Here is a 19,577-nt window from a genome sequence, read left to right on the forward strand (position 1 = left end):
GCCCAGAACCGATGGCTTGAACAGCCTCCCTCTCACACGCCGAACGGCCGCCCAGGACCGATGCCTTGGGCGGCCGCCACGACCTCACGCACTCGACAACCGCCCCGGACCGGCGGCTCGGACGACTGCCTCGGGCTTGATCAGTCCACCGCCTCGGCCGCCGCCCGGCCCGCAGTCCGGCCGGAGAAGAGGCAGCCGCCGAGGAAGGTGCCCTCCAGCGACCGGTATCCATGGACTCCGCCGCCGCCGAATCCAGCGGCCTCACCGGCGGCGTACACACCCTCCAGCGGTTCGCCGCCCTCGGTCAGCACCCGCGAGGAGAGGTCCGTCTCCAGTCCGCCGAGGGTCTTGCGGGTCAGGATGTTGAGGCGCACCGCGATCAGCGGGCCGGCCTTGGGGTCGAGGATGCGGTGCATCGGCGCGGTGCGGATCAGCTTGTCGCCGAGGTAGTTGCGGGCCCCGCGGATGGACATGACCTGGAGGTCCTTGGTGAAGGGGTTGGCGATCTCCCGGTCGCGCGCGACGATCTCGTTGCGCAGTGCCGCCTCGTCGATGAGCGGCTTCTCGGTGAGCGCGTTCATCCCGCGCACCAGCGCGCCGAGGTCGTCCTCGACGACGAAGTCGACGCCGTTGTCCATGAACGCCTTGACCGGACCGGGCACATCGGCGCGGGCCCGCCCGATGACGCCCCTGATCGACTTGCCGGTCAGATCGGGGTTCTGCTCCGAACCGGAGAGCGCGAACTCCTTGCCGATGATCTTCTGGTCGAGCACGAACCAGGTGTAGTCGTACCCGGTGCGCATGATGTGTTCGAGGGTGCCGAGGGTGTCGAAGCCCGGGAAGAGCGGTACCGGAAGCCGGTTGCCGCGCGCGTCCAGCCAGAGGGAGGAGGGGCCCGGCAGGATGCGGATGCCGTGCTTGTCCCAGATGGGGTTCCAGTTCTGGATGCCCTCGGTGTAGTGCCACATGCGGTCGCGGTTGATCAGGCGGGCGCCGGCCTCCTCGGCGATCCCGAGCATGGCGCCGTCGACATGGGCCGGGACACCGGAGATCATCCGCTCGGGCGGGGTACCGAGCCGCTCGGGCCAGTTGGCGCGCACGAGGTCGTGATTGCCGCCGATGCCGCCGGAGGTGACGATCACGGCCTGGGCCCTGAGTTCGAAGGCGCCGGTGACCGTACGGCTGCTGGCCTGGCCGCGCTCGATGCCGGACGGCTCCAGGATCTCCCCGGTGACGGTGTCGACGGAGCCCGCGCTGCGGGACAGACCGGTGACCCGGTGGCGGAACCTCAGCTCGACCAGGCCGCGCGCGACCCCCTCCCGTACCCGTCGCTCGAAGGGGGCGACGAGACCGGGTCCGGTTCCCCAGGTGATGTGGAAGCGCGGCACGGAGTTGCCGTGCCCGTTGGCGTCGTAGCCGCCGCGCTCGGCCCAGCCCACGACGGGGAAGAAGCGCACGCCCTGCCGGTGCAGCCAGGGCCGCTTCTCGCCGGCCGCGAAGTCGACGTACGCCTCGGCCCACTGGCGCGGCCAGTGGTCCTCGGGCCGGTCGAAACCGGCCGTGCCCATCCAGTCCTGGAGGGCGAGCGCGTGGTTGTCCTTGATCCGCATACGGCGCTGCTCGGGCGAGTCGACGAAGAAGAGCCCGCCGAAGGACCAGTGCGCCTGGCCGCCGATCGACTGCTCGGGCTCCTGGTCGAGGAGGATCACCTTGCGGCCCGCGTCGACGAGCTCCGCGGTCGCCGCGAGCCCCGCGAGGCCCGCTCCGATGACGATCACATCTGCGTCGTAGGCCATGGGCCCGTCCTCTCGACATTCCGACTGGTCGGATCGGGCCCGCGCCAAAATGGCGCTTTGATGACATTTGTCACGAACCGATCGACAGCGTGCTGGTTGGTGAGACATTGGTGGTGGTCAGCCGTACGGCCGACCACCACTTGTTACTGATCGGTCAGATCCTCGGCAAGAAAGGTGACCGAGTCAACTGCCTGGTTCCTGGTACTCCCGGGGGCAGGCCTCCGGCTCATGGCACTACAGTCGGCGGGATACGCAACACTGGCCCGCCCCGACTCCCGATGTTTCGAGGTACCCAGCGTGTCGGTACTGGTTCTGGTCCTCGCCGTGAGCGCGGCCTGCTGTCTCGGCTTCGGCTTCGTGCTCCAGCAGAACGCCGCCTCGCACGCCCCGCTCAGCGACTTCCTCTCCCCCCGTCTGCTGCTCGACCTCATCCGGGTCCCGCGCTGGCTGGGCGGCATCGGGCTCATGGTGTGCGGCATGGTGCTCGGCGCGATCGCGCTCGGCAACGGCGAGGTCTCGCTGGTCGAACCTCTCCTCGCGACCAATCTGCTCTTCGCGCTCGCGCTCTCCCGGCATCAGACCAAACAGCCGCTCGGCAAACAGGGCTGGTCCGGGCTGCTGCTGCTCGCGGGCGGTGTCTCGGCGTTCATCGTGGCCGGGCAGCCGCAGGGCGGTGACGCCGTCAGCGACCCGCTGAGGCACTGGCTGATCATCGGGATCGTGGTGGGGCTCGCCCTGCTGCTCACCACCTACGCGAAACGGTCCCGGCTGAGCGCCGGACCCGTGCTGCTCGCCACCGCCGCCGGGCTGCTGTACGGCCTGCAGGACGCGCTCACCCGGGTCAGCGGCCAGCGGTTCAGCGCCGGCGGCTGGACCGAGCTGATCACCGGCTGGCAGCCGTACGCGGTGCTCGTCCTCGGCGTGACCGGTCTGATCCTCGTCCAGAGCGCCTTCGAGACCGCACCCCTGCGGATGTCGCTGCCCGCGCTCACCGCCGCCCAGCCGCTGGCCGGCATCGCCTGCGGCGTGGGCTTCCTCGGGGACCAGCTGCGCACCGACGCCGGCGCCCTGGCCTGGCAGGCGGCGGGGCTCGCGGGCGTCGTGGCGGGGATCGTCCTGCTGGGCATGCACCCGGCGATGCCCTCGGGCACGGCGGAACCGGAACGCTCGCGGGACCTTCAGCCGCACTGAGGAAGATCCCCGTCCTCGGACAGCGCACGCCGGATCCTGAACTGCTTGGATGGATCCATGAGCGCCGCTGACGAGATCCTCGACATCGTTGACGAGAACGACCAGGTCATCGGGCAGTCCCCGCGCGGGGAGGCCTACGCGCGCGGGCTGCGCCACCGGTGCGTGTTCATCGAGGCCCGGGACGCCGAGGGCCGGCTGTTCGTCCATCGGCGCACCCCGACCAAACTGGTGTTCCCCTCCTTCTACGACATGTTCGTCGGCGGAGTGGTCGGCGCGGGCGAGTCCTACGACGACGCCGCCCTCCGCGAGGCCGAGGAAGAGCTCGGCGTCTCCGGGCTCCCCCGGCCGACTCCCCTTTTCAAGTTCCTGTACGACGACGGGGCCGGGGCGACCTGGTGGTCGGCCGTGTACGAGGTCCGCTGCGAGCTTCCGGTGAACCCGCAGGTGGAGGAGGTGGCCTGGCACGCCTTCCTCACAGACGACGAGGTGGAACGGCGGCTGTCCGAGTGGACCTGGGTGCCGGACGGACTGGCGGGCTACGAGCGGCTCACCGACTACCGGGCGATGGACTGAGCGTCCGGGAGCGCCCCGAACGGAGACCGGCGGCACCGACGGCGTCCCGCTCCAGGCCCCCCGGTAGGGTCCTGGACGTGATCGAACTCGTGCGCAATGTCCGGTTGTGGTTCGCGCCGCAGGAGATCCGGGGCGAGGGCAAGACCCCGGACTACCGGTTCTCGCTGGCCAATGAGCGGACCTTTCTGGCCTGGCTGCGCACCGCGCTCGCACTGATCGGCGGGGGCTTCGCCGTGGACCAGTTCCTGCCGGACCTGCGCTGGGCCTGGCGGGCGGGCCTCGCCCTGGCGCTGCTGGCGGCGGGCGTGCTCTGCGCGCTGCGGGCCGTCAACCACTGGGTGCGCTGCGAGCGGGCGATGCGGCACGGCGAGGACCTGCCGGTGTCGCGCTTCCCGGCGCTGCTGGGCATCGTCGTCGCGGTCGTCGCGGTCGCGATGGTCGTCGTCGTGCTCGTCGGCTGGGCGGGATGACCACGCCCGCCCCGGAGGAACGGGACCCGGGCCTCCAGCCGGAACGTACGCGGCTGGCCTGGCGCCGTACGACCCTCTCCAGCACCGTCGTGGCCGTGCTCGCCGCGAAGGCGGCCCTGCACGACAGGGACTCGGCCGCCGGGATCGTGGCGTGCGCGTTCTGCTGCGTTCTCTGGCTGGCCTTCCTCGGCCTCGCCCACCGTCGCATCCGGACGCTGGCGGCCGCGGGCCCGGCGGGTCCGGCCACGCTCGCCCCGCGACAGGCGACGGCGACGGCCCTGTGCGCGGTGGCACTGGCGGTGTGCGCGGTCGCGTTGGTGTTCTAGGGCCGACCACTGCCGGGGTCGGCGCTCCGTCGGTGGCTGCGGTGGCACGGAGGCGACCGCGGCATCGGCGCGGTGGCATCGGCGGTTGTCGCGGTGGTACCGACGATTCGGCGGTGTCAGCGGCGTTCTCCGGGCACCCGGGCGCCACGCGCCCGGAATAGTCTGAATCAGGACAGTTCGCGGCGATAGCCTGAGTCGCCGCCTCACCCCGCATCGCACAGGGAACGCGCCATGCGGGCAACGCGTCACGCGGGGCACCCCACTTCACGCCACAGCCGAAGGTGAGCACGATGACCACCCTTCACCAGGAGCACCCCACCCACCAGCACGTCCACGGTCCGGACTGCGGTCACACCGAGGTGCGGCACGGCGACCACGTCGACTACGCGCACGACGGGCATCTGCACCGTGAGCACGAAGGCCACTGGGACGAGTGCGAGCCGAGCGGTCACGCGGCGCACGACCGGCACGCCCATCAGCACGGCGAGGGCTGCGGTCATCCCGCCGTGACGCACGGCGACCACGTCGACTATCTGCACGACGGCCACCGGCACGCCGAGCACGAAGGTCACTGGGACGACCACTGATCCCTCGGCACCCACCTCCCGGAACCGACGGCGTCTCCCCCGGGCTCGCGCGCCCCGGGGGAGACGCCGATCACGTTTCGCGCAGCCGCTGGACGACATACCGACTGGTCGGCATCATGGTCACGTCCCGTTCCCGTGTGCTGAGGAGCAATGATGAGCCCGGACCACCCGCCAGGTCTCGATCTCGACCGGTTGCGCGCCCTGCTCGACCATGAGCGGCCCGGACTGGTGAGCGGCCCGCTGACCGGCCGGCTGATCGAGGGCGGACGGTCGAACCTCACCTACGCGGTCTCCGACGGCACCGCCCGGTGGGTCGTACGACGGCCTCCGCTCGGCCATGTGCTGGCCACGGCGCACGACATGAAGCGCGAGCACCGGGTGATCAGCGCGCTGCACCCGACGGCCGTGCCGGTCCCGAACCCCGTGCTGCTGTGCGAGGACGACTCGGTGCTCGGCGCCCCGTTCTACGTCATGGAGTTCGTGGAGGGCACCCCCTTCCGCACGGCCGACCAGCTCGCCCCGCTCGGCCCGCAGCGCACCCGTGACGCGGTACTCGGCCTGGTCGACACACTGGTCGAACTGCACGCGGTGGATCCCGCCGAGGTGGGTCTCGCCGACTTCGGCCGCCCCGAAGGCTTCCTGGACCGGCAACTGCGCCGCTGGGGAAAGCAGTTGGACGCGTCCCGGAACCGCGAGCTGGCCGGCATCGACGAGCTGCACGCCGCCCTGGGACGCGAACTGCCCACTTCCCCCGCGCCGACCGTCGTCCACGGCGACTACCGGCTCGACAACGTACTGATCGGGCCCGACGACCGGATCAGGGCGATCCTGGACTGGGAGATGTCCACGCTCGGTGATCCGCTCACCGACCTGGGGCTGCTCGTCATGTACAGCACGCCCCTGGAGCTGCCCGACTCGCCCATCAGCACGACCGCTTCGGCCGCCGGGCACCCGGCGGCGGCCGAGCTCGTCGAGCGGTACGCCGCGCGCTCGGGGCGCGACGTCTCCGCGGTCTCCTGGTACACGGCGTTCGCCTGGTTCAAGCTCGCCGTGATCCTGGAGGGCATCCACTACCGCTACACCAAGGGCCAGACGGTCGGCGGCGGCTTCGACCGCATCGGCGAACTGGTCCCCGTCTTCATCGAGCACGGCCTGACCACCCTTCAGGAAGGCTGATCCGCCATGGACTTCGGATTCGACGCGCGCACCGAGGAGCTGCGCCAGAAGCTGCTCGCCTTCATGGACGAGTACGTCTATCCGGCGGAGGCCGTCGCGGAGGAGCAGCGCGCCCTGCTGGCCTCACCGTGGGACACGCCCGCCGTGGTGGGCGAGTTGAAGGCCGAGGCCCGCAGGCAGGGTCTGTGGAACCTCTTCCTGCCGGACTCCGAGTACGGCGCCGGGCTGACCAATCTCCAGTACGCGCCGCTCGCCGAAATCACCGGCCGCAGCCCACACTTGGCGCCCACCGCGCTGAACTGCGCGGCCCCCGACACCGGCAACATGGAGGTGCTCACCCAGTTCGGCGACGAGCGCCAGAAGAAGCAGTGGCTGGAGCCGCTGCTCGCCGGGGAGATCCGCTCCGCGTTCGCGATGACGGAGCCCGAGGTCGCCTCCTCCGACGCCACCAACATCACCACGCTCATCGAGCGGGACGGCGACACGTACGTCATCACGGGCCGCAAGTGGTACATCTCCGGAGCGATGAACCCCGACTGCAAGATCTTCATCGTGATGGGCAAGACGGACCCGGACGGCGCCGACATCCGCCGCCAGCAGTCGATGGTCCTGGTCCCGCGCGACACACCCGGCCTCGTCGTCCGGCGCGCGATGCAGGTGTACGGCTACGAGGACCACTCCCACGGCGGGCACGCGGAGGTCGTCTTCGACCACGTCCGGGTCCCGGCGAGCAACCTGATCGGCGAGGAGGGCGGCGGTTTCGCCATCGCGCAGGCGCGGCTCGGTCCGGGCCGGATCCACCACTGCATGCGGCTGATCGGCATGGCCGAACGGGCCATCGAGCTGATGTGCAGGCGGGCGGTGTCCCGTACCGCGTTCGGCAAGCCGCTGGCCCAGCAGGGCGTCGTCCAGAACTGGATCGCCGACGCGCGGGTCGCCGTCGAGCAGCTGCGTCTGCTGGTCCTGAAGACCGCCTGGATGATGGACACGGTCGGCAACAAGGGCGCCCACACGGAGATCCAGGCCATCAAGATCGCCACTCCGCGCGCGGTGGTCGACATCCTCGACAAGGCCGTCCAGCTCCACGGCGCGGGTGGCGTCAGCCAGGACTTCCCGCTGGCCGAACTGTGGGCCGCCGCGCGGACCCTGAAGCTCGCCGACGGGCCCGACGAGGTCCACCAGCGCTCACTGGCCCGCCAGGAGATCAAGAAGTACGTTTGATCAGCGCGTATGTGCGATGACAGGGCCGAGGCCCCACCGTTCGGTGGGGCCTCGGCGCGTTGCGGGTCCGGCCGCTACGGGCGCAGCGCGCGCAGCAGCAGGTCCGCCAGGTGGTCGGCGACCTGCTGGGGGGCGAGGGGGCCGTCGGGGCGGTACCACGTCGACAGGTGGTGCACCGAGCCGAAGTGGTAGTCGACGACCAGGTCGGCGGGGGTGGCCGTGGAGAAGACGCCCTTCTTCTGGCCCTCCTCGATCAGGGCGCGGAAGCGCTCGTGGTAGCGGCGCCGCTCGGAGCGCACCTGCTTGAGCTTCTCGGGGCCGAGGTGGTGCATCGACCGGAAGAAGATCGAGGCGTCGTCGAGGTTGTCGATGGTCGTGACGACCACGTCGGCCGCCGCCCTGCGCAGCCTCTCCTCCACCGGCGCGTCCGCGTCCGCGAACGCGTCCAGCCGTTCCTGCTGGAGGCGCAGCACGCGCGCGTAGACCTCGTGCAGGAGGTCGTCCTTGGAGCCGAAATAGTGGTAGAGCGCCCCTTTGGTGACGCCCGCCGCCTCGACGATCTCCTGCACCGAGGTGCGGTCGTAGCCCTGCTCGGCGAAGAGCCGGGTGGCGGCGGCAAGGAGCCGCTGCGGGACGGGCGTACCGTCACCGTCCGTCGTCCTGGGCACTGCCGCCACCAGCCTTCCGTGCGTTCACATCGACGACCCGTCGTCCGCGACGGGTCCTGGGGACCACTGACCGTCCCGGGAGCTACTGGGAGTCCCGGGACCGGGAACGCAGTTCCCGACGGAGGATCTTCCCACTCGCCGTCTTCGGCAGTTCGGGCAGGATCTCCACCTGCCGCGGATATTTGTAGGCGGCCAGTCTCTCCTTGCAGTACGCGGCCAGCGCGGCGGGGTCCTCGGAAGCACCCGGGCGCAGGCTGATGTACGCCATGACGGTCTCCCCGCGGTAGCCGTCGGGGATCCCCACGACGGCCGCCTCGCGGACCGCCGGGTGGGTGTACAGGACGTCCTCGACCTCGCGCGGCCACACCTTGAAGCCGGACGCGTTGATCATGTCCTTCTTCCGGTCGACCACGTAGAGCCAGCCGTTCTCGTCCATGAAGCCGATGTCGCCGGTGTGCAGCTCGCCGTCCGGGAACGTCTCGGCGGTCGCTTCGGGACGGCGCCAGTAGCCGGGCACGACCTGCGGACCGGTGACGAGGATCTCGCCCTGCGCTCCGAAGGGGACCTCCTCGCCCAGGTCGTCGACGATGCGTACGACCGATTCCGGGCCCGGCACGCCGACGGCCAGGGTCCCGGAGACCGGGTCCACCGGTGCCTCCAGACCCGGCGGCACGGAGGCGCACGGCGCGGTGCACTCGGTGAGCCCGTAGCCGTTGCGGATGTACGGCCCGAAGCCGGCCCGGAACTTCTCGACGAGCGCGGGCGGCAGCGGGGCGCCGCCGGAGGAGATGTTCAGGAAGGAGGAGAAGTGGTCCGGCGTGACCGCCGGGTGGGCGGCCAGCGCCATGAAGGCGGTCGAGGGACCCACCGTGTAGAGCGGCCGGTGCTCGGCGAAGGCGTCGAGGACCACCCCGGCCTCGAAGCGGTACGCGAGGACCAGTGTGCCCGCGCTGTTCACGCAGGCCGCGAGCTGGCAGACCATCCCGGTGATGTGGAACAGCGGCGCCAGCGCGAAGTACACGGGCGCCTCGGGCAGAGCGAGGCCGGTCCGCTGCCGCTCGGCGTTGTACATGATGTTGCCGTGCGTGTTGGTGGCTCCCTTGGGGGTGCCGCTGGTGCCCGAGGTGTAGCTGATCAGCGCGATGTCGGACGGGCCGAGGGCGCGGTCGCCGGGCGCCTTGTGCCCCTGCCGGGCGACGGCGAGGAGATCGTCCGCCGCCGCGTCCTGGGGCAGCCGCTCGAAGGCCAGCACGCGCGGGTCGTCGCGACTCTGGAGATCCCGTTCACAGGCCGTCAGGACGACCCGTACGGGCGAGTCGGCGGCGGTCTCGCGCAGATACGTGTCCCAGGCGCGGTCGGAGCAGACGAGGGCGCTGACCCCGGCGTCGTGCAGGACGTGCCGGACCTCGCCCGACTTGTACATCGGGTTGACCGGCACGACCGTCGCGCCGGCCTTCCAGGCGCCGAGCAGGGCGAGCACGAAGTGCGGGGAGTTCTGGAGCATGATCGCCACGCGGTCGCCCAGCCGCACACCGCCGGTGGCGAGGTGCCCGGCCACGGAGTCGCTCAGCTCGTCGACGTCGCGGTAGCTCAGCCGCCCGTCGAAGTAGGCGAGCGCGGTGCGGTCCGGGGTGTGCGCGACCGCATCCCGGAGGGCGTGCACCAGGGTGTCGGCGGGGCTCACCGGGCCGCGCTGCGCCTCGCTCAGGAGCGCCACCCAGGGCCGGTCGGCGTAGCGGGTCACTCGGCGGCCTCCCACTTCTGCTGGAGGTGGTTCATGTTCGTCATCCAGCGGTCGGGGCCGGCGGCCCGCGCCTGGTAGTACCCGGCGACCTCGGGGTGCGGCAGGATCAGGAAGCGGTCCTCCTCGATCCCCTTCATGAGCGCGTCGGCGACGGCCTCGGGCTCGATGGCGGTCGGCTGGAGCACCAGGTCACCGGCGCTGCCGGTGGCGTCGAGCATGTCGGTGCGCACGCCCTGCGGACAGATCGCGTGCACCTTCAGCCCGCGGTGACGGTACGTCAGCGACAGCCACTCGGCGAACGCGTACGCGCCGTGCTTGGTGACGCTGTACGGCGCGGCGCCGATCATGGTGAGCAGTCCGGCGGCCGAGACGGTCGAGACGAATCGGCCGTCGCCGCGCTCCAGCCAGTCCGGCAGCAGGGCCTCGGCGGCGCGCACGTGCGCCATCACGTTGACGTCCCAGGCCAGGGCCCATATGTTCTCGCCCGCCGCTTCCGAGCCGCCCGAGGCCACTCCGGCGTTCGCGCAGTAGACGTCGACCGTGCCGCCGAGGGCCTCGCGGGCCTCGGCCACGATCAGGGAGGCGTCGCCCACGACCGCGATGCCGCCGATCTCGTCGGCCACCGCCTTCACCTTGTCCGCGTCGAGGTCGTTGACCACGACGCGTGCTCCCTCGGCGGCGAAACGGCGGGCCAGCGCGGCCCCGATGCCGCCCCCCGCTCCGGTGACGACGACTCCCGCACCCTGCATGGCTTCCACCACGGGTCTCCTTCGACGCGACGTGACACGGCTCTGCTGCGACGCCAGACTAACCAGTCGGTATGTAACAAGGGAAGGGCTCCCTCCGCGTCGCGGGCGGCCGCGTGACGAGCCACGACAGGCCGATGGGATCCGGGGCCCTACGAACTTCCCCCGGGAGCCCTTAGCGTGCCTGTGCCAACCTTCCGCGGTCACGGAGGTCCCACCATGCGCATGTCCCGACGGTCACTGCTCGCGGCCGGCACCGCCGCGGCGGCCCTGACGCCTCTGCCCGCGGGGGCGGCGGAGAGGGCCGGGAACCCCGGCCCCCGGCTCCGCACCGGCTTCGAGCGTCTCGCCGGGGGCGGATACTCCCAACTCGGCGGCGGGCGCGTCGGCGTGGTCACCAACCCCACGGGCGTCACCCGCGACGTGCGGCACATCGTGGACGTCATGCACGCCGACGACGACGTGCACCTGGCCGCCGTCTTCGGCCCCGAGCACGGCTTCCGGGGCACCGCGCAGGCGGGCGGCTCCGAGGGCCGCTACGACGACCCGGCGACCGGACTGCCCGTCTACGACACCTACTTGAAGAGCGGTCAGGCCCTCGCCGACATCTTCACCGCCTCCGGCGTGGACACCGTCGTCTTCGACATCCAGGACGTGGGAGCGCGCTTCTACACGTACATCTGGACGCTGTACGACTGCATGGAGGCCGCGCAGCTCGCCGGCAAGCGGTTCGTGGTGCTCGACCGGCCGAACCCGGTCACCGGCCGCTCGGCCCAAGGGCCGGTCCTGCACAAGGAGTTCGCCACGTTCGTCGGGCGCCAGCCGATCGCGCAGGCGCACGGGATGACGGTGGCGGAGCTGGCCCGGTTGTTCAACGGGGAGTTCCTGGCGGCGCCCGTGGAGCTGGACACCGTGCTGATGTCGGGCTGGCGGCGCGGGGAGTTCTACGACACCTCGGGGCTGCCCTGGGTGCCGCCGAGCCCGAACATGCCGACGGCGGACACCGCGCTGGTGTACTCGGGGACCTGCCTCTTCGAGGGCACGAACCTGTCGGAGGGGCGGGGCACGACGCGGCCGTTCGAACTGCTCGGCGCGGAGGGTGTCGACGGGCGCTGGGCCGCGGCGGCCGGTGAACTGGGGCTGCCCGGCGCCCACTTCAGAGAGGCGTACTTCGCTCCCACGTTCTCCAAGTTCCAGGGCAAGACCATCGGGGGCGTACAGATCCATGTGCACGACCGGGCCGCGTACGACCCCGTCCGCACCGCGGTCGCCCTGCTGGTGACCGCGAAGAAGGCATGGAGCGGGTTCGCCTGGCGCTCCGACAACTGGATCGACAAGCTGACGGGCTCGACGCTGGTGCGCACGATGATCGACGCGGGCGCGGGCACCGGCGAGATCGTCGCGGCCTGGCAGGACGAGCTGGAGGCGTTCCGCACGGTCCGGAGGCACTACCTCATCTACAAGTGATCCGGGGTCCTCTTCCACGGACGAGTGACGGATACGCGATGGATAGGCCGTGATGTATGGCCAACTTTCCCCGCCGGGTGGACGATGCGCCCATATCGCACCGCCCGCGGGGTCAGGGGGCCTGACATGACGGAACCGGCAGTGAGTGTTTCTCCGTACTGGGAGCTGACGTTCGACGCGGACGGGGACGCGGACGGCCGTGAACAGGACCGGTTGATCCAGGAGGTGCCGCGGCGCAAGGTCCGTGACCTGATCGTCTTCACGCACGGCTGGAACAACGACCGTTCGGCGGCCACCCGCCTCTTCAGCCAGTTCTTCGAACCCGTCCCGGAGCTCGCGCCGACAGCGCGCCTCGGGTACGTGGGGGTGATCTGGCCCTCGATGCGTTTCTCGGACGAACCGATCCCCGGCTTCCCCCCGTCGGTGGCAGCCGAGCTCACCCCGGACACCGCTTCCCCGCTCGGCAAGAACACCCGGCACGCCCTTCTGGAGGTGTTCCCCGGCCGCGCCACCGTGGTCGAGCAGATCGCCCGATTGCTCGACCAACAGTCCGACGAGGGAGCCTCGCTGGAGGAGTTCGGCCGTCTCGTACGATTGCTCGTCGAGGTCCGGCCGCAGGGGCCGCAGACCTCCTTCGCGGCGGACACCCTGGCGGAGGGCGTACCGCAGAGCGATCCCGAGATGCTCTTCGGGGACACCGCGACGGTCTGTAACGAGTTCGCGCAGGCGCTCGCCGGGGCCGAGGCCCCCGGTGCCACCGAGTTCGCGTTGCCCCGGCTGTGGGACGGCGCCCTCGAACTGCTGCGCCAGGCCACGTACTACGCGATGAAGCGGCGCGCGGGCACGGTCGGCGAGCGCGGGCTCGGGCGGGCGATAGGCCGGCTCGCGGCGGCGGCACCGGACGTGCGCGTGCATCTGGTCGGGCACAGCTTCGGCGGCCGGCTGGTCTCCTTCGCGCTGCGCGGGCTGCCTCCCGGAGTGCACACGGTGAAGTCGGTGACGCTGCTCCAAGGCGCCTTCTCGCACTACGCGTTCGCGGCTCGGCTGCCGCACGACGCGCGGTCGAGCGGTGTGCTGGACGGGCAGTACAACCGGATCGACGGCCCGTTGGTGTGCTGTTACTCCCGCTTCGACGCGGCGCTCGGCACGATCTACCCGCTGGCCTCGCGGATGGCGGGAGACGAACGGTCCGCCATGGCGGACTTCGGCATCGGGAGCGTTCTGGGCGCGCAGTGGGGCGCGATGGGCCATGACGGGGTGCAGGCGGTACCGGGGACCAGATCGTTCACGCTCGCCGAGGCCCTGCGCACCCGGCTGCCGGTCTCGGGGTGCGTGAACGTCGACGCCGCCTCGGTGGTGTGCCGGGGCGGCGCCCCGGCGGGCGCGCACAGCGACATCTGTCATCGCGAACTGGCCCAGGTGGTGCTGGCGGCGGGTCGCGTCCGCTGACCCGACCGGTGTTGGCGGCGGGCCGCGTCCGCCGACCCGCCGCCACTCCGGTGCCGATCGTGCCTAGAAGCTGTCCTGTCGGCGCCGTTCCGTGCTCATCGGTGCGAGGTGTACTCGACGACCTGCTGGAAGGTCGGCCGGTTCTGCCAGGTGATCTTGCCGTGCTTGATGCCGCCGAGCGTCCGCTGGACGATCGAGTCGGCGCACCACTGGTCGCCCGCCGAGCACTGGTCGTCGCCGGGGTAGACGGCCGACGCGGTCTTGCCCGCCGCCTCCTTCAGCGAGCTGATCAGGGCGTCCCTGCAGGCGGTGAGGCTGCCGGCGCCGCAGTACTTCTGCGAAAGGCCGCCCTGCACGGACTCTCCGAGCACCGACCGGATGTCCTTGTCGACATAGCTCCACCAGCCGTACTGGAAGGAGCTTCCGGCGTGCGAGCCGGTCGGTCCGTGCCCGGCGGACGGCGCCTCGTCGACGGGGAGGTTGTTCCCGAACGCGGAGTACAGGTCGCTGCCGAGCCCCGGCTGGAACTCCGCCTTCACCAGCAGCGGCCACCAGGCGTCCAGGATGCGGATCGCGTCGGCGTCGGCGTAGGTGTGCGAACCCGCGGAGGTCTCCTTGCGCTTCGCGCCCGCCGTCACCCACGCGGACAGCTTGCTCACCGCCGCGGCGGCCGTGGAGTCGGTGACCGGGGAGCTGTTGACGACCTTGAGCAGGTTCGGGAGCACGTCCTCGGCCCGCAGATCGGCCAGTGACGCGTCGGCCATGGCCTTCACCAACGCGGATCTGGTCACTCCGCCCGCGGCGACCAGCTTGGAGACCCGATCCTCCAGCAGGTCGCCGCGGTGCACCGAGCCGTCGCCCCAGGAGGCCGTCGTGTAGTCCTTGGCCTGCTTGTTGTTCCAGGAGATGTAGTAGTCCTGGTCCACCGAGTTGGGGTGCGCGGACGCCGGGGTGTAGGAGGCGGTGTTCGTGGCCGGGTCCCAGTTCTGCCACTCGTACGCGGCCTGCGCCCACACGGGGAACTCCGCGTCGACCCCGCTCGCCCGCACCGGGTTGTCACCGCTGTTGTAGTACGCGGTGTGCGCCGAGTCGGCGTAGAACCAGTTGAAGGTGTAGTTGATGTGCTGCGCCGCGCTCTGGAAGGTCGCCGGACTGTTCACGTAGTCCGGGTCGTTGAGCATCTGGAAGCCGATGATCGAGTCGGCCTCGTGCATGAAGGAGGAGCGCAGGGTGGTGTACGCGACCTTCTTGCCGCCCACGGTCGCGCGGTACTCCACGGGCCCGTACTCGGTCCGGTAGACCTGCATCCGGTACGAGCCGGCCGCGGTGCCGTCGGCGGTGGTCGGCTTCCAGGAGTTGGTCCGCTCGACCTTGTCCATCGCCGTGCAGGTGCCGTGGAACAGGTAGTGGTAGTCGTCCTGGCACAGCTCGACGGCGTAGGTGTCGATGATGTCCTGGCCGGAGGTCGTCGCGCTCCAGGAGTAGTCCTGGCCGCGGCCGAGTTCGACGTACATGCTCAGGCCCGCGAAGGAGGCGCCGCGGGCGCTGAGCCCCGGGCCCTGGATCTCCTGGAGCATGAGCAGCTGTGGCGCGAAATAGCCGGTCTGCGGGCCGAAGACGGCGATCGGATGCCCGCCGGCGGTGTACTTGCCGCTGACCACGAGGGCGTTGGACATTCCGCGCTTGGCGGAGGTGAGCGAGGTCCTGGCCGCCGTGGCCGAGGCACTGGTGGCGCTCGCGGTGGCCGCGCTGCCGGTGCGGTCGTAGACCAGTTGCTCCTGGGTCACCGAGCCGGCGTCGGGCAGCGCCTCGCCCTGCGGGGTGTCCGGCCTCGCGGCGTACGGGAAGCTCTCGCCGTTGTGCACCGTGAGCGCGGCTTCCGGGTCGTTTCGCTCGCGGAAGGACTCCCAGACCTTGGTGCCCTCGGTCACTCCGTACTGGGACTGCGCGGCGAGCAGCGACAGGGCGTTGTTGACCTCGCCGCCGCCTCCGGAACCGAACAGGGAGCCGATGACGGAGGCCAGCGCGACCAGGTCGGTGAGCTTGAAGTGGTCGATGGTGCCGGCGTTGGTGACGGAGTCCTTGTGGCCGGTCAGGACGTACTCACCGGGGAAGTAGCGGCCGCTGTCGGAGGCGTCGATGTAGGCGTTGATGCCGTCGATGTAGGCGTTCGCGTCCGCGAGTGCCTGGGTGCCACGGGCTCCGGCCTTGCTGGTGGCGCTGTCTATCTGGGCCTGCAGATCGGCCTCGGTGTAGGGCGCGTTGCGCCAGAACTCCTGTTCCAGGCCCTGGTTGGAGGCTGCGCCGCCGGCGAAGGAGGTGAGCTGGCCGCGTCCGACGTGACGGAAGACGTCCATCAGCCACAGCCGGTCCTGGGCGGCGGCGAACCCGGCGCCGTACTCGGTGCCGTAGCGGGTGGTGCCGGTGATGTGCGGGACGCCCGTCTTCTTGTCGCGGACGATCGTCACGTCGGTGCGTCCGCCGGGCTTGGTGGTCGACTCGACCTGGTTGGAGGCGACGCCGAAGGAGGCGTCGTTGAAGAAGTCGTTGATCTTGGCGTCGGTGAGCGTGGAGGAGCCGGAGGCCAGGTTGCCGTAGGGGCCGAGCTGGTCCTCGGCATGACTGGGCTGGGTACCGAAGGCCTGGTTGAGCAGGATCTGGGCGAGCGTCGCGTTGCCGTTCTCACCGGGCGGCAGGATGTCCGAGCACTGGCCGCCGCAGTAGTCGTTCGCGGCGGCCGCGGTCGAGGTGTCGGCGGCGGCCGCCTGGGAAAGCGGCGATAAAAGACCGGCAATGAGCACGCATAGGGATGCCGCCTTGAGGAACTTGGGGAATCTGCGGGGAGTTCTCAGTCTGTCCAAGGTGGTGCGTGGGGTGCTCGGTGGCATGTCAGCTCCTACCGACGGGGGTGGGCCGGACGTTACCGCCGGTATCCCCGAGTTTGAAGATGAACATGCGTCAGTTTTTGGGATTCATGGCGAGCGAGGGCGTGTCGGACGACCGGCGGACAGCCGGCCGGCAGCAACGGGAGGTAGGTCCAGGGCACTCGGCGGTTGGGCTTGTGGGGGTCGTCGAAAAATTCGATGGAGCCGAATCGCTTGTCGATACGTCTACTCGACGACGTCCGTACGAGACGGCGCCGAAGTGACCGGAGTACAGGTGCAGGTGTGACGGAGGTGCAGGGCGATGGCCGGTTTCCGGAGTCTGGCGAGACAGGTGCGAGATCCGAGGAGTGATCTGGCACTGCGGCGGTACTCACTGCGCAAGTGCCTGGAGAGGTTCGCCCCTTACGGGCATCGGGCGACCTGGGACCATCTGTGTTCCCGGGCCGGGTTCGGTCCCGAGGACCGTTCCCCCGATCCGGCGCGGCTCGTGGCCGCACTGGACGAACTGGAGGAGGCCCGCTCCGTCTGGCTCGCCTACGAGGTCGAGTTCGCGCAGCGCCGCAAGAAGGAGAAGCACGACGGGCTGCGCAGGCCGGGCAGTGTCGACGACTGGCACCGGCTGACCTGGGGCGGGTTCGGTGTCGCCTGGTGCGACAACCCCCGTGTCCACCCCCATGAACCACTCGCCGAGGTGCTGCGCCGGCTGATCGCCGCACTGGAGCGCGAACCGGGCGCCGTCTGTCCGGCCTGTGCCGGTGAGCGCCTTGTCTGGATGTACGACCTGGCCCACGAACCGTCGTCGGGTCCCGTCTGCACGAGCTGCGGAATCGTGGTGCCGCGGCCCGTCCTGACCCCGGAGGCGCTGGCCGGCGCCAGGCGCGGCCGGCTGCTCGTGTCCGCGTGAGCGCCCCGCCGGGCCGGGCGGCCGGGACGCCGCCGGACTGAACGGCACCGGCGGAGGAACCGCGGGTGAGCCGTCGGCCGCGGAAGGTCCGTGGCCGGGCGCGCGGTTCCCGGCGCCGAGCTGTCAGGGTGTCCGGCACCATCGGGGACAGGGTGCCGGCCCTTCCGTACAGAGCGCCCGTGTCGGCACGACGGCGCCGTCGTGCCGATGCCGCCCTGGCCGACGACCCGACGCGCGGACGCGCGTAGCAGCCATGAATTCGGTGGTTCCAGGGGTTTCCGCCCCGGACACTTGGGGGCGATGTAACACGGCTGAGCCACCCGAGGAGTCCCCTGTGTCGACGCTGCGCGTCACCGCCGAAGTGCTGACCGTCCACGAACACCCGAACGCCGACGCGCTCGAACTGGCCCAGGTGGGCCTGTACCGGGCGGTGGTCGCCAAGGGCGCGTACCGCACCGGCGAGTGGGCCGTCTACATCCCGGAGCAGTCCGTGCTTCCGGCCGGGCTGATCGAGGAGCTGGGACTGACCGGGCGGCTCGCGGGCAGCGCGTCGGACCGGGTCAGGGCGGTGCGGCTGCGCGGCGAACTGTCGCAGGGCATCGTGTGCCGCCCGAAGGCGCTGGCGGACGTGGACCTGGCGCGGGCCGCCGAGGAGGGCACGGACTTCGCCGAGCTGCTCGGCATCGTGAAATGGGTCCCGCCGGTTCCGCCCACCATGAACGGCGAGGTGGAGTCGGCGCCCGATCTGCTGCCCTGGGTCGACATCGAGAACATCCAGCGGTACCCGGACATCTTCACCCCGGGCGAGCCCGTCGTCCTGACGGAGAAGCTGCACGGTTCGGCCTGTCTGCTGACCTACCTCGCCGACGAGGACCGCGTCCACGTCTCCTCGAAGGGCTTCGGCGCCAAGTACATGGCCCTGAAGGAGGATCCGCGCAATCTGTACTGGCGCGCGGTGCGCGGGCACGGGGTCGCGGAGGCCGCCGCCCGGATCGCCGGACGCCTCGGCGCGCGCCGTGTCGGCATCTTCGGCGAGGTGTACGGGGCGGGTGTGCAGGACCTGTCGTACGGCGCCGACGGCCGCCGCGAGACGATCGGCTACGCCGTGTTCGACGTGTCCGCGGAGATCGACGGCGAGATCCGCTGGCTGGACGCGCAGGGGCTGCTGACGGGTGAACTGCCGCTGGTGCCAAGGCTGTACGAGGGGCCGTACGACATCGAGCGCGTCCTGGAGATCGCCTCGGGCCGGGAGACGGTGTCCGGCCGCGAGCTGCACCTGCGCGAGGGCGTCGTGATCCGCCCCGGAGCTCCCGCTCCCGCCGGTCCGGAGGGGACCTACGTGGCCGCCGAGCGGTACAGCCCGGTGACGGGCGGACGCGCCATAGCGAAGGCGGTCAGCCCGGCCTACCTGACCCGCAAGGGCGGCACGGAGTACGAGTAAGGGCCCGTTTCCCCGCACGACCCGGCCTGCCGAACGGCGCGAGGTCAGCCCGTACTACCGCGCGCGAGCCGCCCGACGCGGGTGCTCACCCCGGCAGCTCGGCAGTGCGGCGCCTCTGGGCGTCGCACTGCCCTGTCCGGGGCTCCCCACCACGCGTCGAGTCACGGATGGAACCGCCACCGGCCTTCAGAAAGGACATCCACCTTGCCGTCCCTGACGCGAACGGCCGTCTCGTCGTCGATGAAGTAGATCGGGAAGTCCGCCCGCGCAGCGATGCGATCGGCCCAGGCGTCGTCCCGCTCGGGGAAATCCGGCGAGTACAGGTGGGGCTTGAGATACCAGTCGAAGAGGCCGAACGGCGGCTCCACGGTCGTCGCGCCGAGCACGTGGAGGTCCGTGGTGTCCCCGATGACGTCGGCGGAGTGTCCGGTGAGATGACGGCTGAAGATCATCGATCCGGCGCTGACCCCCACATAGACCCGGCTCTCCAGCGCCTCCAGGAAGCCGTCGGCCAGGTCGTTGCCGGTGATGCTGCGCGCGAGGTGGTAGTGGCTGCCGCCCTCGACATGGATGACGTCGGCGTGGAGCAACCGGTCGAGCACCATCCGCCGGGGCAGGCCGTTCAGCTCCAGGACGTCGAACTCCCGCCAGCCGAGGCCGTGCACCCGGTTCATGTCCTCGACGAACCACCCGTGGTCCCCGGGCTCGGCGACTGACGCCGTGGGCACGTACACGATGTTCGCCGATCCGAACGGCTTTCCCAGCATGTCCCGCAGCGCATTCCGCAGTGTCTCGTTGCGCAGGCCACTCGCCGTCAGCAGAAGGTTCACCGGGCGAGCCAAGCACAGCTGACGGGCGCGCGCAACGACCCGGGATCCACCCCTGCCGTCATGGCACGGCCGCATCGGGAACAGGCACTGAAGGCGAAAGAGC

At 70.7% G+C, this 19,577-nt stretch carries 17 protein-coding genes; 11 read left to right on the plus strand and 6 right to left on the minus strand.

Features of this window, described 5'->3' with window-relative positions; genetic code table 11:
* Positions 1–140 precede the first annotated feature (140 nt).
* The gene (locus ACFYW8_RS28270; RefSeq protein ID WP_389082264.1) at positions 141–1,796 is read right to left on the minus strand and encodes an FAD-binding dehydrogenase; all 1,656 of its coding nucleotides are present in this window, start codon (positions 1,794–1,796) and stop codon (positions 141–143) included.
* Between the two features lie 297 nt (positions 1,797–2,093).
* Here ACFYW8_RS28270 and ACFYW8_RS28275 point away from each other — a divergent pair, with 297 nt between their 5' ends.
* The 7 genes from ACFYW8_RS28275 (at position 2,094) to ACFYW8_RS28305 (ending at position 7,340) form a co-directional block, all read left to right on the plus strand.
* Positions 2,094–2,987, plus strand: a complete 894-nt coding sequence (locus tag ACFYW8_RS28275) for a DMT family transporter (RefSeq protein WP_365876713.1) — start codon at positions 2,094–2,096, stop codon at positions 2,985–2,987.
* Between the two features lie 57 nt (positions 2,988–3,044).
* A complete protein-coding gene (locus ACFYW8_RS28280; protein ID WP_389082269.1) occupies positions 3,045–3,560 on the plus strand; it encodes an NUDIX hydrolase in 516 nt (171 codons plus the stop codon).
* 77 nt (positions 3,561–3,637) lie between these two features.
* Positions 3,638–4,030, plus strand: coding sequence for a YidH family protein (locus tag ACFYW8_RS28285; RefSeq protein WP_389082274.1), 393 nt, complete (start codon positions 3,638–3,640; stop codon positions 4,028–4,030).
* Positions 4,027–4,356 carry a DUF202 domain-containing protein gene (locus tag ACFYW8_RS28290; RefSeq protein WP_365876719.1) on the plus strand — a complete coding sequence of 110 codons (330 nt, stop codon included), beginning with the start codon at positions 4,027–4,029 and terminating at the stop codon, positions 4,354–4,356. The genes ACFYW8_RS28285 and ACFYW8_RS28290 overlap by 4 nt, the downstream gene beginning before the upstream one ends.
* A 290-nt stretch (positions 4,357–4,646) precedes the next feature.
* Complete coding sequence (locus tag ACFYW8_RS28295) at positions 4,647–4,943, plus strand: hypothetical protein (RefSeq protein WP_389082280.1); 297 nt, start codon at positions 4,647–4,649, stop codon at positions 4,941–4,943.
* A 153-nt stretch (positions 4,944–5,096) separates the two neighbouring features.
* A complete protein-coding gene (locus ACFYW8_RS28300) occupies positions 5,097–6,119 on the plus strand; it encodes a phosphotransferase family protein (protein ID WP_365876723.1) in 1,023 nt (340 codons plus the stop codon).
* A 6-nt stretch (positions 6,120–6,125) separates the two neighbouring features.
* Positions 6,126–7,340, plus strand: a complete 1,215-nt coding sequence (locus ACFYW8_RS28305) for an acyl-CoA dehydrogenase family protein (protein ID WP_389082287.1) — start codon at positions 6,126–6,128, stop codon at positions 7,338–7,340.
* Between the two features lie 74 nt (positions 7,341–7,414).
* Here the strand turns inward: ACFYW8_RS28305 and ACFYW8_RS28310 are convergent, their stop codons facing one another.
* From ACFYW8_RS28310 to ACFYW8_RS28320, 3 genes are all read right to left on the minus strand, one after another.
* Complete coding sequence (locus tag ACFYW8_RS28310; RefSeq protein WP_365876727.1) at positions 7,415–8,008, minus strand: TetR/AcrR family transcriptional regulator; 594 nt, start codon at positions 8,006–8,008, stop codon at positions 7,415–7,417.
* Positions 8,009–8,090: 82 nt separating this feature from the next.
* Positions 8,091–9,752: an AMP-binding protein gene (locus ACFYW8_RS28315; RefSeq protein ID WP_365876729.1), complete on the minus strand. Its 1,662-nt coding sequence runs from the start codon at positions 9,750–9,752 to the stop codon at positions 8,091–8,093.
* Entirely contained in the window at positions 9,749–10,513 is a 765-nt protein-coding gene (locus tag ACFYW8_RS28320; RefSeq protein ID WP_365876731.1) for an SDR family oxidoreductase, read from the minus strand. The genes ACFYW8_RS28315 and ACFYW8_RS28320 overlap by 4 nt, the downstream gene beginning before the upstream one ends.
* Positions 10,514–10,717: 204 nt before the next feature.
* Here ACFYW8_RS28320 and ACFYW8_RS28325 point away from each other — a divergent pair, with 204 nt between their 5' ends.
* Both ACFYW8_RS28325 and ACFYW8_RS28330 read left to right on the plus strand, forming a co-directional pair.
* A complete protein-coding gene (locus ACFYW8_RS28325) occupies positions 10,718–11,965 on the plus strand; it encodes an exo-beta-N-acetylmuramidase NamZ domain-containing protein (RefSeq protein WP_389082298.1) in 1,248 nt (415 codons plus the stop codon).
* Positions 11,966–12,091: 126 nt separating this feature from the next.
* Entirely contained in the window at positions 12,092–13,414 is a 1,323-nt protein-coding gene (locus ACFYW8_RS28330) for a serine-threonine protein kinase (protein ID WP_389082302.1), read from the plus strand.
* Between the two features lie 95 nt (positions 13,415–13,509).
* Here ACFYW8_RS28330 and ACFYW8_RS28335 read toward each other — a convergent pair whose 3' ends face one another.
* Positions 13,510–16,302: a penicillin acylase family protein gene (locus ACFYW8_RS28335; protein ID WP_365876737.1), complete on the minus strand. Its 2,793-nt coding sequence runs from the start codon at positions 16,300–16,302 to the stop codon at positions 13,510–13,512.
* Between the two features lie 298 nt (positions 16,303–16,600).
* Between ACFYW8_RS28335 and ACFYW8_RS28340 the strand changes: the two genes are divergently transcribed.
* Positions 16,601–17,203: a hypothetical protein gene (locus ACFYW8_RS28340; protein WP_365876739.1), complete on the plus strand. Its 603-nt coding sequence runs from the start codon at positions 16,601–16,603 to the stop codon at positions 17,201–17,203.
* A gap of 334 nt (positions 17,204–17,537) precedes the next feature.
* A complete protein-coding gene (locus ACFYW8_RS28345) occupies positions 17,538–18,644 on the plus strand; it encodes an RNA ligase (ATP) (protein ID WP_365876741.1) in 1,107 nt (368 codons plus the stop codon).
* A 161-nt stretch (positions 18,645–18,805) separates the two neighbouring features.
* Here the strand turns inward: ACFYW8_RS28345 and ACFYW8_RS28350 are convergent, their stop codons facing one another.
* Positions 18,806–19,474, minus strand: coding sequence for a Type 1 glutamine amidotransferase-like domain-containing protein (locus tag ACFYW8_RS28350; RefSeq protein ID WP_365876743.1), 669 nt, complete (start codon positions 19,472–19,474; stop codon positions 18,806–18,808).
* Positions 19,475–19,577 lie beyond the last annotated feature (103 nt).

The organism is Streptomyces sp. NPDC002742 (genome assembly GCF_042888885.1).
In the GTDB taxonomy this organism is placed as follows: domain Bacteria; phylum Actinomycetota; class Actinomycetes; order Streptomycetales; family Streptomycetaceae; genus Streptomyces.

Coding starts and splice junctions, on each gene's coding strand:
- ACFYW8_RS28305 (WP_389082287.1), top strand. CDS start 6,126: ATGGACTTCGGATTCGACGCGCGCACCGAGGAGCTGCGCCAGAAGCTG.
- ACFYW8_RS28295 (WP_389082280.1), top strand. CDS start 4,647: ATGACCACCCTTCACCAGGAGCACCCCACCCACCAGCACGTCCACGGT.
- ACFYW8_RS28330 (WP_389082302.1), top strand. CDS start 12,092: ATGACGGAACCGGCAGTGAGTGTTTCTCCGTACTGGGAGCTGACGTTC.
- ACFYW8_RS28300 (WP_365876723.1), top strand. CDS start 5,097: ATGAGCCCGGACCACCCGCCAGGTCTCGATCTCGACCGGTTGCGCGCC.
- ACFYW8_RS28325 (WP_389082298.1), top strand. CDS start 10,718: ATGCGCATGTCCCGACGGTCACTGCTCGCGGCCGGCACCGCCGCGGCG.
- ACFYW8_RS28290 (WP_365876719.1), top strand. CDS start 4,027: ATGACCACGCCCGCCCCGGAGGAACGGGACCCGGGCCTCCAGCCGGAA.
- ACFYW8_RS28280 (WP_389082269.1), top strand. CDS start 3,045: ATGAGCGCCGCTGACGAGATCCTCGACATCGTTGACGAGAACGACCAG.
- ACFYW8_RS28340 (WP_365876739.1), top strand. CDS start 16,601: ATGGCCGGTTTCCGGAGTCTGGCGAGACAGGTGCGAGATCCGAGGAGT.
- ACFYW8_RS28335 (WP_365876737.1), bottom strand. CDS start 16,302: ATGCCACCGAGCACCCCACGCACCACCTTGGACAGACTGAGAACTCCC.
- ACFYW8_RS28270 (WP_389082264.1), bottom strand. CDS start 1,796: ATGGCCTACGACGCAGATGTGATCGTCATCGGAGCGGGCCTCGCGGGG.